This window comes from Pasteurella sp. WM03 (genome assembly GCF_004570945.1).
Classification (GTDB): Bacteria; Pseudomonadota; Gammaproteobacteria; order Enterobacterales; family Pasteurellaceae; genus Rodentibacter.
Map to the genome: position 1 here is coordinate 1 of NZ_SPPO01000003.1, position 13543 is coordinate 13543.

Genomic DNA, 13543 nt, shown 5'->3' on the forward strand with positions numbered 1-13543 from the left:
CAACCGCAGCATTTGCATCTTCAACCGCTTTCTTCTCTTCAGGTGTGATCACACCATCAGCTTTCGCATCTTCAAGCGCTTTTTCTGCTGCTTTTTCTGCGTCTTCTGCGGCTTTCACCACATCTTCCAATGCTTTTTCTTGATCATCCGGGATACCGTTGTTGTTTGCATCAGAGGTATCTGTCACTTCTGGTACTTCTACCGGATTTACTTCGTCTAAACGACCTTGTAATTCCTCTTTACCTTTGCTGTCCGGTAAATTATCAAGTGCTTTTTGCGCGTCATCTTTTGCTTTTTCAACCGCAGCATTTGCATCTTCAATCGCTTTTTTCTCATCAGCCGTGATCACACCATCAGATTTCGCATCTTCAAGCGCTTTTTCTGCTGCTTTTTCTGCGTCTTCTGCGGCTTTCACCACATCTTCCAATGCTTTTTCTTGATCATCCGGGATACCATTGCCGTTAGCATCAGTAACATCAGGGACTTCCACGGTATTGACATCATCTAAACGATCTTGTAATGCGTCTTTACCTGTGCTGTCCGGCAAGTTGTCAATGGCTTTTTGTGCGTCGTCTTTCGCTTTTTCAACCTCAGCGTTTGCATCTTCAATCGCTTTTTTCTCTTCAGGGGTGATCACACCATCAGCTTTCGCATCTTCAAGCGCTTTTTCTGCCGCTTTTTCTGCGTCTTCTGCGGCTTTCACCACATCTTCTAATGCTTTTTCTTGATCATCCGGGATACCGTTGTTGTTTGTATCAGAGGTATCTGTCACTTCTGGTACTTCTACCGGATTTACTTCGTCTAAACGACCTTGTAATTCCTCTTTACCTTTGCTTTCCGGCAAGTTGTCGATAGCTTTTTGTGCATCATCTTTTGCTTTTTCAACCGCAGCATTTGCATCTTCAATCGCTTTTTTCTCATCAGCCGTGATCACACCGTCAGCTTTCGCATCTTCAAGTGCTTTTTCTGCTGCTTTTTCTGCGTCTTCTGCGGCTTTCACCACATCTTCCAATGCTTTTTCTTGATCATCCGGGATACCGTTGCCGTTAGCATCAGTAACATCAGGAACCTCTACCGGATTTACTTCGTCTAAACGACCTTGTAATTCCTCTTTACCTTTGCTTTCCGGCAAGTTGTCAATGGCTTTTTGTGCGTCGTCTTTCGCTTTTTCAACCGCAGCGTTTGCATCTTCAATCGCTTTTTTCTCTTCCGGTGTGATCACACCATCAGCTTTCGCATCTTCAAGTGCTTTTTCTGCCGCTTTTTCTGCATCTTCTGCTGCTTTCACTAAGTCATTGACAGCATCCTCAACATCATCCGGGATACCGTTGTTGTTTGCATCAGAGGTATCTGTCACTTTTGGTACTTCTACCGGATTTACTTCATCTAAACGACCTTGTAATTCCTCTTTACCTTTGCTGTCCGGCAAGTTGTCGATAGCTTTTTGTGCATCATCTTTTGCTTTTTCAACCGCAGCGTTTGCATCTTCAATCGCTTTTTTCTCATCAGCCGTGATCACACCATCAGATTTCGCATCTTCAAGTGCTTTTTCTGCCGCTTTTTCTGCGTCTTCCGCTGCTTTCACTAAGTCATCTAATGCTTTTTCTTGCTCATCCGGAATACCATTGCTGTTAGCATCAGTAACATCAGGAACCTCTACCGGATTTACTTCGTCTAAACGACCTTGTAAGTCCTCCTTACCCTTGCTGTCCGGCAAGTTGTCAATGGCTTTTTGTGCGTCGTCTTTCGCTTTTTCAACCCCAGCGTTTGCATCTTCAATCGCTTTTTTCTCTTCCGGCGTGATCACACCGTCAGCTTTTGCATCTTCAAGTGCTTTTTCTGCTGCTTTTTCTGCATCTTCTGCTGCTTTCACTAAGTCATTGACAGCATCCTCAACATCATCCGGGATACCGTTGTTGTTTGCATCAGAGGTATCTGTCACTTTTGGTACTTCTACCGGATTTACTTCGTCTAAACGACCTTGTAAATCGTCTTTACCTTTGCTTTCCGGCAAGTTGTCGATAGCTTTTTGTGCATCATCTTTTGCTTTTTCAACCGCAGCGTTTGCATCTTCAATCGCTTTTTTCTCTTCAGCCGTGATCACACCGTCAGCTTTCGCATCTTCAAGCGCTTTTTCTGCCGCTTTTTCTGCATCCTCTGCGGCTTTCACCAAGTCATTGACAGTATCTTCAACATCATCCGGGATACCGTTGTTGTTTGCATCAGAGGTATCCGTCACTTTTGGTACTTCTACCGGATTTACTTCATCTAAACGACCTTGTAATTCCTCTTTACCTTTGCTGTCCGGCAAGTTGTCGATGGCTTTTTGTGCGTCGTCTTTTGCTTTTTCAACGGCACTGTTCGCCTCTTCAATCGCTTTTTTCTCTTCAGCCGTGATCACACCGTCAGCTTTTGCATCTTCAAGCGCTTTTTCTGCCGCTTTTTCTGCATCTTCTGCGGCTTTCACCAAGTCATTGACAGCATCTTCAACATCATCCGGGATACCGTTGTTGTTTGCATCTGAGGTATCTGTCACTTTTGGTACTTCTACCGGATTTACTTCATCTAAACGACCTTGTAATTCCTCTTTACCTTTGCTGTCCGGCAAGTTGTCGATGGCTTTTTGTGCGTCGTCTTTTGCTTTTTCAACGGCACTGTTCGCCTCTTCAATCGCTTTTTTCTCTTCAGCCGTGATCACACCATCAGCTTTCGCATCTTCAAGTGCTTTTTCTGCTGCTTTTTCTGCATCTTCTGCGGCTTTCACCAAGTCATTGACAGCATCTTCAACATCATCCGGGATACCGTTGTTGTTTGCATCAGAGGTATCTGTCACTTTTGGTACTTCCACCGGATTTACTTCGTCTAAACGACCTTGTAAATCGTCTTTATCTTTGCTATTTGGCAAACTATCGATGGCTTTTTGTGCATCGTCTTTTGCTTTTTCAACCGCAGCGTTTGCATCTTCAATGGCTTTTTTCTCTTCAGCCGTGATCACACCGTCAGCTTTCGCATCTTCAAGTGCTTTTTCTGCTGCTTTTTCTGCGTCTTCTGCTGCTTTTACCAAGTTTTTCACGTTATCAGGGACGCTGTTGCCACTGCCGCTACCACCGCCACTGCTACCTCCGCCGATAGCGGCACCGGCAATCGCCAATGGAGCTAAAGCCAATAACCACCAAGGGTTAAATGCCCAAAATGCAGTAGCTAGCTCTTCACCACCTAATGCTTGAGCTGCAGCAGATTGATCCGCTAATAAACTTACTGCATCAGATTGCACGCCGGATTCCGGAATATAGGCATAAATATTGCCATTTTCGTGTTGACCAACAATCAGATTGGTGGTTTCTTCACCATTATCTTCATAATAATTCTCGATAATGATATCAGGTAGTTGATCACCATTTTCCAAGCTAATCTCTAAATTTTTTCCTACACGCTTGGTAATGATATTCTGTGGACCAAGACCTGTTGAATCGTCAATTAATTGATAATTGCTATTCTCTCTGGCTTGCAGAACAAGTTTTTCGCCATTTTCAATCTTATGGACTGAAACAACTTTTTTAGCACTTAAAACTTTTAATGTAGTTGACATAAATTCCCCTATATCAATTGTTATTACTTTAAGATTCCAATAATCTCAAAGCCGTTAAAATTTATTAACTATCCGTTATTAATTGCCGTATACTGCGATTTCTACACGACGGTTCGGTAAGTTACATTTATTACGTTCAGCACCTTTAAATTGATCACAATTTGTCACAATTGGAGCGGATGAACCATATCCCTCTGCGCTAATTGGAACTTTAACACCTGATCTTTGAAGGCTTAGTTTCACACTTTCAGCACGTTTTTGGGACAATGTTTTGTTGTATGCCGCTGAACCAACCGGGTCTGCATGACCAATAACTGTCATACTCGCTACACCTGGCATCTGATTTACTTTCTGAGCGAATTCCGAAATACGTTGTTTGCTTTTCGGCAACATATCTTTGTATTCAGATTTGTTAAAAGCAAATAACGCATCTGCATCTAATACTGCAGTTTCAAGTAACTTAGGTTGGTTACAATCTTTAGTCGCAACGCGAGAAAGAGTTTGATTTTCTCTTGGTAATTTTGCAATTTCTTGTTCAGCAATTGCAGCATCCATTTGTGTGAAAGTCAGTTTACCATTAGCCGCTTGACCAACTTTAATATAACTAACTTTTGTAGCAGGTAAGTTATACTGCATACCAGCGGTACGATTACCAAATTTGCTACTAGATGTAAAAGAAGAAGAGAATAAAGATTTCCCAGCACACACCATTGTTGAAGTGTAAGCATTTGGTAATAATGATGCCTGATAATCTCCGTTAACATAAATATTTACGGCAGGACCATTTACATCATTTTGGCGATAAAATACCGCTAATGATTTATCCTCATTAATTTGAGACGCATTAATTTTGCTCTCGCTAAAATTCTGCCATACTTCTAACGGTTGATTATCTCCCCGTTGAGTAGCGCAGCCAGTTACTGCCAATACGACAGCTAAACCTAGTAGTGGTTTTTTCATTTGTACTAACCTCCGTTACTATTCTAAGTTCCATAAGACACAGTATAACTACCGTAGCCTATTTTAAGATTCCTATAAACCTTTAGATTTAGCCAGCAACGATTAAAAATGTAAATAGGAGACCATCTAACACTTCATCCTCACTTATCAATTGTTCACTGGATCTAACCTAAGAGTTAAGGACAGCATATAATATGATATATCAATATACGAATATATCAATAAAAAACCTTATTATCGTTCAAAATACATACCAAATATGCTGTTATAATCCACAATCGAAATTAAGAATAATAGCCTGTTCAAAAGAGCGAATCTCAGACAAGAAAATTGTATTCTAGTTCAATTTTTCCTGAACTTAACACTTTTTCAAGACTTAATATTTTAATTCCAAGTAACTCTTGTTAAGGTATATTGATAAATGGATGATAGCAAGAATCAGTGAAATCTTTCCTTTAGGAAACTTCATAGCAAGTTATATTCCTTCCTAGCAAAAGATAAAAGATACCGGACATTTCCTCAAGCAATTCAAAAAATTGCACTTCCTCGAATTTTCGCTATTATGTCTCATTTTATTCCCTACTACTTTGTTGATTATGGATAAATTCAAGCTAATTTTCCTTTTTGCTACAGTATCAATTCTATTCGCTTGCACAGCGAAATCCCCTAATCCCCCTATTAAAACCCATTTCTTAAAGGCAAATATCACACAAACAGAGCTAAATGATCCGACAGCTTATAAACGTTATTACTACGTTTGTAAAAATACTGAAACTCAATCTACCTCTTATTTAACCACCTATTTTCCCCTTTCACGAGAAAGCCGAATACAAGGGAATTTTGGGATTTATTTTCAGTTAGACGGGGGGAAAGCTGTGCTATTTGATCATATTGAAAACCGAGCCTTAAATGCTCGAGCCTCAAGATTTGAAGTGATTTATCGATCTTATCAGCCAATAGAGGGAAACTTTGTTGATTTAATCGCACGCCAACATAACAGCATTTACTACAAAAATTATCAGGGAACACAAGTACAGTGGTTAAGTTGTAAAGAAAGTTGAATAATGGAAGGAAAAAAGCACTGAACTAGTTGATTTTTAGGAAGATTACTCCCCAATTTTCCCAATAATCTAAGAAGTTGGAATTAGCTATCCAACTTCTCTACACCCAACACCTCTTTTCTCACTAAATCAAATTCGGCACGTACCCTAAAGGCTTTTGCAAGATTTTCATCATTCAGCACTGCTTGTGTTTCACCATAGGCCAGCACTTTGCCTTTATCAAGCAAAATCACTTCATCACAAAATTTATACGCCAGTGATAAATGATGGATTGCCACTACACACGTCTGTTTGGGCGTGAGGGATTTAAGCTGTTCCATGATATCAATTTGGTAATAAGGATCAAGCGGCGCAATTGGCTCATCGGCAAGCAATAATGGTGTATTTTTGATACAACAACGGGCCAGTTGTACACGAGCTTTTTCACCGCCTGAAAGTTGCTGAAAGGGTTTATCCAATAAGGCAGAAACAGAAAATCGGTCTGAAACCGACCGCACTTTTTCTTGCTCTTTTGCACGATTAAGGGGATAAAGTAAACCTAAGGCGATCACTTCGTAGGTAGAGAGATCCCATTGAATCATTGTATTTTGGGCTAAATACGCCAACTGTTCGCTTTTTTGATGGGCGGTCATTTCGCTTAATTTACAAGTATTTACCCAAATTTGACCGCTTGCAAGGGGTAAGATTCCTGCAATACTTTTCAACAAGGTCGATTTCCCCGCACCATTTGCTCCCATGATGCCGACTAATTTTCCTTGTGGAATATGGCAACTGACATTGCTTAAGCCATAGGGCTGGCTTACCTTTTCAATGTTAATCACGGGCAAGCCTCCGTTGCTGCGTGAGTAAAATCCAAACCAGAACAGGTGCGCCAATCATAGCGGTAAGTGTGCCGATGTAGATGTGTGAGAAAAGCGGGAGATATTGCACACTAAGATCAGAGATGACCAACAATAAAGCACCGATTAACGCACTGCTCACATAAAGCTGAGACGGGCGTTTTTTGAGTAACATGCGAGAAAAATGAGGGGCAATTAAGCCGATAAAGCCTATCGTTCCCGTTTGCGGGATGGTTGCACCAACCAGCAATGCCACGCCAAATGCGGTGATAAAAAAACTCCGTTTGGGGTCAATGCCCATCGTGATGGCGGTTTCTTCGCCAAAGGTGAGAAAGTCGATATAACGCCGTTGCTGAAAAAGGCAAAAGCAACCGAGCAATAGAATCGGGAGAGATAAAAGTATCGTATCCATTTTTGCCCACACTAACGAGCCTTGCAGCCAGCGATAGAGTTCCGCCAATGCCCACGGACTTTCGGCGTTGGAAAGTAAAAGTGCGATCGCCGAGCCGAGTAGCATATTCACCGCCACGCCACTTAAAATCATTACCATTGTGCCTCGTTTATAGGCAATGAGATAGACTAAAGCAAAACTGGCTAATGCCCCAAGAACACCACCGAATAACAACAAGCTTGCCGGAAGGGAAAAATAGTAGAGTAAAAAGACGCTAACAGTGGTTGCTCCACTCGCACTCCCGAGCAATCCCGGGCTAGCAAGGGGATTTTGGAAAATCGCCTGCATCGCATTACCGGCAAGTGCTAAGCTTGCGCCTGTCAGTACAGCCAGTAATAGGCGAGGCAGGCGAATATCCCAAAGCACAAGGGAACGCATATCCGTCAGTACGCCATCTGCATTTTTTAGCCGAGCAAAATCACTGAGTTGGTGGTAAAGTGCCCATGCAACAATCAATGTTAAGGATAGAAAAAGCAATAAGTTAAGATATTTTTTCATAAAAGTGCGGTCATTTTCCTTCATGTTTATGGGCGAATATCCACTTTTTCACATCATACAGCAATTCTCTAAATATCATATTTTTAATTAACCTGACCCAGGCGATGGTATTGTTGATAAATTAATTCCGCCCCTTTCCACACACCATGATCAAAGCAATAAGTGTATTTCATTGGAATACGAAAGTGCGGTCGGTTTTTAAAAAGTTTTTTTAAAATCGGATGATTGAGCAACTCCGTCTGTTCGTTATAACTTCGTTTGTCTGAGATTTCAATCAGTAGATTCGGTTGGGTAAGCAACATTTTTTCGAGGGAAAAATTTTGTGCGGTAAAGGGGATTTTCAATGGGGTTAGTCCAAGCAGATTAAGCAAAGCGGAATATTGTGGAAAACCGCTTTCCACGACACCTGTATCTGACAGCATTAAAGTATCTGTGAGGGATTGATTTAGCTTGAAATTTTGCGATTTCAAGGTTTTCACCAAATGCTCAGCATGAATTGCATTGTCTGTGATTTTTCCCAGTTTCAATATCAGTGCAAAGAGTTCATCAGGGGTTTGTGGATCATCGTTAATGGGAATCACCTTTGCCCCCAGTTTTTTCAGTTCTTCCAGAAGCTGAGGATAAAATGTTTCATTGATAAGTATGGTTTTATCTAAATAAGGTAATAATGCGGTGAGTTGCGGTTCAATCGCCGGTTTATCGGTATTGACTTTATCTAACATCATCAGTGGATTTTTGGAATAAGATGATTGTGCAACGATTTGTTCAGGACGGGTTAATTCTGCCAAAAGCCGATCACTGCATAGCGTCAGAGATATAAATTGTTCGCCAGAAGAGGAAAAAGAAAGAAAAAGTGCGGTAAAAAAAACAAAAAATTTAAACATAACCTATAATTCTGATACCACATCAATCGCAATATTATTTCATAAACTTCCGTTTTTACTTCATAAAACCTGAATTTTTTCGAGCCAGATCGCAAAAGTGCGGTCGATTTCTTGTTTATTTTCATAGAAATAGAAAAATGTTGGCGTTGATTTTATCAACATTCTCACCATTAACAAGGAAAGACTATGAAATTAATTAAAACCTTAATTAGCTCAATCATTTTAGGAAGTACGTTATTTAGCGCAGGTTCATCACTTGCAGAAGATAAATCCGTAGCCTCTATAGGCACACAAACTTCGGTCAGCGAAAATGTGCCGGCACAAAATATTAGTGATAAGCTGAATATCAATACCGCAACGGCAAGTGAAATTCAAAAATCCTTAACCGGTATTGGTGCCAAAAAAGCAGAAGCCATTGTGCAATATCGCGAAAAGCACGGGAATTTCACCACAGCCGAGCAACTCCTTGAAGTACAAGGTATTGGCAAAGCCACCCTTGAGAAAAACCGAGATCGCTTAGTTTTTTAATTCAAAGGTCGCAATGAGCGACCTTTTACTCTCTCCATAAACTATTTACTATAATTCACACAAATAATCTGTGCGGCATTATAAAGTGTGGTATGAGGCGTTAAACGAATACTGTACTTCTCTTGTTTTTTAGGTGCTGCACGTAGGCCTTCTCCCCAAAATTCATCATAGAAATCAGTACGAACTTGTGTTAGGCGATAATTTTTACAATTCAAAATCTTATATTGGCGAACAGAACGTGCATAGCGTTTCGATTCTTTTGGGTAAACATATAAACCCTGTGATAAATTCACAATGGCATCAAAATGTACTTCTTGGAGTTCTTCGTTATCAACCCAGATTGAGTCTGTATCAATATAATAATTAACATCTTTAACTAAGCGAACATAACCTTTACGATCTTGTTTTGGAGGAGTTAACTTAACATCTTGATGTTCAATATTTTTTTGTGTCGGAACAGAGCAGGCGACAAGCAAAATGACAGGAAAGATTAAAATCAGCTTTTTCATTATTGACTCCTTAGCCTAATATTAGCCTCTGCTGTTGATTAGAATTTAACGGTATGTCCGTATCCTTCCAAAATAGATTTTATATGCTCTAACGATTCTCGTGTTGGCGGCATCACATCTTCAAGTTCATAATCAAACCCGAGAGTTTTCCATTTATGCGCACCAAGTCGGTGATAGGGTAATAACTCAACTTTTTCGATATTTTCCATTCCCTCAATAAATTGTCCGAGTAGATGGACATCATGATCGCTATCTGTGTAGCCCGGTACGACCACATAACGAATCCATGTTCTTTGATTACGCTTTTGTAAATATTTTGCAAACTCAAGCGTTCGTTTATTGGGTACACCGATCAAATTTTGGTGAACCTGATCATTTAATTCTTTTAAATCAAGTAATACGAGATCGGTTACATCCAGTAATTCATCAATAATATGATCATAATGGCGAACAAAACCATTGGTATCAAGGCAAGTATTAATCCCTTCTTTTTTACAAGCACTAAACCAATCTCGAACAAATTCCGCCTGAAGAATTGCCTCCCCCCCGGATGCAGTTACCCCTCCGCCTGTTGCATTCATAAAATGGCGATAACTCACTACTTCTTTCATTAGTTCATCAACACTGATTTCTCTACCGCCATCTAAATCCCACGTATCACGGTTATGACAGTATTTACAACGCATAAGGCAACCCTGCATAAATAAAATAAAACGAATGCCCGGCCCATCAACAGTACCGCAAGATTCAAATGAATGGATTCTTCCTAAAACAGACATAATAAACTCACAATTTAAAATATAGCTAAATTTTATCAACACATCTGATGATAAAGAATGAGCCTGATTTTATTCAGGCTCACTATTTTTCCGCTAAAGTGCGGTTAATTTTTTAACGTTTTACATGAATTCCGTGAAAGTACGGGTAATCACATCTTGTTGCTGCTCTTTAGTTAAAGAGTTAAAACGCACGGCATAACCCGATACACGAATCGTTAATTGTGGATACTTATCCGGATTTTCCATAGCATCTAACAACATTTCACGGTTCAACACGTTGACGTTTAAGTGTTGGCCACCTTCAATGGTTGCTTCGTGATGGAAATAGCCATCCATTAAGCCGGCAAGGTTACGACGTTGTGCTTCAGCATCTTTACCTAATGCGTTTGGTACGATTGAGAACGTATAAGAAATACCATCTTTCGCATAAGCAAACGGAAGTTTAGCCACAGAGGTTAATGAAGCTACTGCACCTTTTTGATCACGGCCGTGCATTGGGTTTGCCCCAGGTCCAAATGGTGCACCGGCACGACGACCATCCGGTGTATTCCCTGTTTTCTTACCATATACTACGTTAGATGTAATCGTTAGTACTGATTGAGTAGGTACAGCATTGCGATAAGTTTTGAGTTTTTGAATTTTCTTCATAAAACGTTCAACTAGATCACAGGCAATATCGTCTACACGATTGTCATTATTACCATATTGTGGGTATTCACCTTCGATTTCAAAGTCGATGGCAACATTAGACGCAACCACATTGCCTTCTTTATCTTTAATGTCACCACGAATTGGTTTCACTTTCGCATACTTGATGGCTGAAAGTGAGTCTGCCGCCACAGAAAGACCTGCAATACCACACGCCATTGTGCGGTACACATCACGATCATGTAATGCCATTAGTGCCGCTTCATATGAATATTTATCATGCATATAGTGGATAATGTTTAGCGCAGTAACATACTGTTTTGCTAACCAGTCCATAAAGCTATCCATACGAGTCATTACCGTATCAAAATCTAATACTTCATCTGTAATTGGTGCAGTTTTAGGACCAACTTGCATACCTAATTTTTCATCAATACCGCCATTGATTGCATATAACAAGGTTTTTGCTAAGTTCGCACGGGCACCAAAGAATTGCATTTGTTTACCAACCACCATCGGTGATACGCAACATGCAATAGCATAATCATCATTGTTGAAATCCGGACGCATTAAATCGTCATTTTCATATTGAACTGATGATGTATCAATAGACACTTTGGCACAATAACGCTTAAAGTTTTCCGGTAACTGTTCAGACCATAAGATCGTTAAGTTTGGCTCCGGAGAAGTGCCCATATTATAAAGCGTATGTAAAATACGGAAGGTATTTTTGGTGACTAATGTACGACCGTCAATTCCCATTCCCGCAATAGTTTCCGTTGCCCACATTGGGTCACCTGAGAATAATTGATCATATTCAGGTGTACGTAAGAAACGAACCATACGTAATTTCATCACTAAGTGATCGACTAATTCTTGTGCCTCTACTTCGGTGATTTTACCTGCTTTTAGATCACGCTCGATATAAATATCAATGAAAGTCGCAGTACGACCAAATGACATTGCTGCACCATTTTGTGATTTGATCGCAGCTAAATAAGCGAAATACATCCATTGGATCGCTTCTTGTGCATTCGTGGCAGGATTAGAAATATCGTAACCATAACTTGCTGCCATTTGTTTCATTTGAGCAAGGGCACGGTGCTGTTCCGCAATTTCTTCACGTAAGCGGATCGTGGCTTCAAGATCGACACCGTTCTCAAGGTTATCTTGTAAAGAGGAGAATTGAGCGAATTTATCTTTCATTAAGAAATCAACACCATAAAGTGCAACACGGCGATAATCCCCAATGATACGACCACGACCATAAGCATCCGGTAAACCGGTCAATACACCTGATTTACGGCAACGTAAAATATCCGGTGTATAAACATCAAATACCCCTTGGTTATGGGTTTTACGATATTCAGTAAAGATTTTCTTCACTTCAGGATCAAGCTCACGTCCATAAACTTTACATGAACCTTCCACCATTTTGATACCACCGAATGGCATAATGGCACGTTTTAGAGGAGCATCGGTTTGAAGACCAACGATTTTTTCTAAATCTTTGTTGATATAACCCGGTGCGTGAGAAGTAATAGTTGATGGCGTGAATTCATCAAAATCTAATGGCGCATGTGTGCGGTTTTCGATTTTAATTCCTTCCATCACCGATTCCCAAAGTTTAGTGGTTGCCTCGGTCGGTCCTGCTAAGAAAGAATCATCACCCTCATAAGGCGTGTAGTTTTTTTGAATAAAATCACGCACATTGACATTTTCTTGCCAATCACCGCCGGTGAAGCCGGCCCACGCAACTTTTTGCGATTCATTAAGTTCTGACATAGTCATTTCCTTTGTTAATTAATAAAAATAATTTGTTTCAATGTTAGTGGGATTTTGTTAAGTAACGTTGGAATAAACCGATACAAATTGCACCGCCCACAATATTCCCCAACGTGACTGGGATTAAATTCTTGACAATAAAATGATAAACATCTAAATCAGCATATCGACTCGCTTCAATACCTAACTGTTGCCAAAATTCCGGACTACTATAATGTGCAGTAATGATTCCCATTGGAATCATAAACATATTCGCAACACAGTGCTCAAAACCGGATGCAACGAATAAACCTATCGGCATAATCATAATAAATGCTTTATCTACAACGGTTTTACCAGAATAAGATAACCAGACGGCTAAACACACCATGATGTTACATAAAATGCCTAAATTAAATGCTTCAAACCAAGTATGGTGAATCTTATGCTGTGCCGTATTAAGGATAGTCAACCCCCATTGCCCATTTACCGCCATCGTTTGTCCACCAAACCAAATAAGTGCGACAATTATCAGACCGCCAACAAAATTACCTAAATAGACAGCAATCCAGTTACGAAGCATTTGCCATGTGGTAATCTTTCCTCCAACCCTAGCAATAAATGTGAGTGTTGATGAAGTAAAAAGTTCAGATCCTAACAACACTACCATTATCACCCCGATAGAAAACACTAAGCCACCAACTAATTTAGTCATTCCCCATGGCGCACCTGCAGATGCCGTTTGTGTCGTGGTATAAAAAACAAATGCTAATGCAATACACGCACCTGCGTTAATACCGGACATAAAAGAAAGAAACGGACGCTTCTTCGCTTTATAAACAGCCGCATTTTCTGCGAAATCTGTTGCTTCAACCGGTGTTAATGCTACCGTGGAAGAGTTTTTAACATCCGACATAAAACTCCTAAATATGATGATTCTTTTTTAGTACTACAATTGTGGGTATTCTACTCTCTTAGGTATGCTTTGCAAGATACTCCCCATAGCTATTTAAACAAAATTTGATATTTTGCA

General features: G+C 40.2%; 10 protein-coding genes and 1 pseudogene. 2 read left to right on the forward strand and 9 right to left on the reverse strand.

Annotated features, from left to right (window positions below; all coding sequences use genetic code 11):
• Together E4T92_RS03910 and E4T92_RS03915 are read right to left on the reverse strand one after the other, a co-directional pair.
• Positions 1-3589 (reverse strand): annotated as a pseudogene (locus E4T92_RS03910) (hypothetical protein); the annotation flags it as partial.
• A 78-nt stretch (positions 3590-3667) separates the two neighbouring features.
• Positions 3668-4549, reverse strand: coding sequence for an OmpA family protein (locus tag E4T92_RS03915; RefSeq protein WP_077542400.1), 882 nt, complete (start codon positions 4547-4549; stop codon positions 3668-3670).
• A gap of 596 nt (positions 4550-5145) precedes the next feature.
• On the opposite strand from E4T92_RS03915, the gene E4T92_RS03920 reads away from it, so the two are divergent.
• Entirely contained in the window at positions 5146-5610 is a 465-nt protein-coding gene (locus E4T92_RS03920; protein WP_135093533.1) for a hypothetical protein, read from the forward strand.
• Positions 5611-5693: 83 nt separating this feature from the next.
• On the opposite strand, the gene E4T92_RS03925 is transcribed toward E4T92_RS03920, so the two are convergent.
• The 3 genes from E4T92_RS03925 to E4T92_RS03935 form a co-directional block, all read right to left on the reverse strand.
• Entirely contained in the window at positions 5694-6431 is a 738-nt protein-coding gene (locus tag E4T92_RS03925; protein ID WP_135093534.1) for an ABC transporter ATP-binding protein, read from the reverse strand.
• Complete coding sequence (locus tag E4T92_RS03930; protein ID WP_135093535.1) at positions 6424-7398, reverse strand: iron ABC transporter permease; 975 nt, start codon at positions 7396-7398, stop codon at positions 6424-6426. Before E4T92_RS03930 ends, E4T92_RS03925 begins: the two co-directional genes overlap by 8 nt.
• Before the next feature lie 83 nt (positions 7399-7481).
• Positions 7482-8282 (reverse strand): helical backbone metal receptor, encoded by an 801-nt coding sequence (locus E4T92_RS03935; RefSeq protein WP_135093536.1) that lies wholly within the window; start codon positions 8280-8282, stop codon positions 7482-7484.
• Between the two features lie 186 nt (positions 8283-8468).
• Between E4T92_RS03935 and E4T92_RS03940 the strand changes: the two genes are divergently transcribed.
• On the forward strand, positions 8469-8810 hold the full coding sequence (locus E4T92_RS03940) for a helix-hairpin-helix domain-containing protein (RefSeq protein WP_077542405.1): 342 nt from the start codon (positions 8469-8471) through the stop codon (positions 8808-8810).
• Between the two features lie 41 nt (positions 8811-8851).
• Here E4T92_RS03940 and E4T92_RS03945 read toward each other — a convergent pair whose 3' ends face one another.
• The 4 genes from E4T92_RS03945 to focA all read right to left on the reverse strand — a co-directional run bounded on the left by E4T92_RS03945 (position 8852) and on the right by focA (position 13426).
• On the reverse strand, positions 8852-9319 hold the full coding sequence (locus tag E4T92_RS03945; RefSeq protein WP_135093537.1) for a surface-adhesin E family protein: 468 nt from the start codon (positions 9317-9319) through the stop codon (positions 8852-8854).
• A 38-nt stretch (positions 9320-9357) separates the two neighbouring features.
• Positions 9358-10098 (reverse strand): pyruvate formate lyase 1-activating protein, encoded by a 741-nt coding sequence (pflA, locus tag E4T92_RS03950; protein WP_077542407.1) that lies wholly within the window; start codon positions 10096-10098, stop codon positions 9358-9360.
• 120 nt (positions 10099-10218) lie between these two features.
• Complete coding sequence (gene pflB, locus E4T92_RS03955; RefSeq protein ID WP_167754002.1) at positions 10219-12531, reverse strand: formate C-acetyltransferase; 2313 nt, start codon at positions 12529-12531, stop codon at positions 10219-10221.
• A gap of 43 nt (positions 12532-12574) precedes the next feature.
• Positions 12575-13426 (reverse strand): formate transporter FocA, encoded by an 852-nt coding sequence (gene focA / locus E4T92_RS03960; RefSeq protein ID WP_135093539.1) that lies wholly within the window; start codon positions 13424-13426, stop codon positions 12575-12577.
• Positions 13427-13543 lie beyond the last annotated feature (117 nt).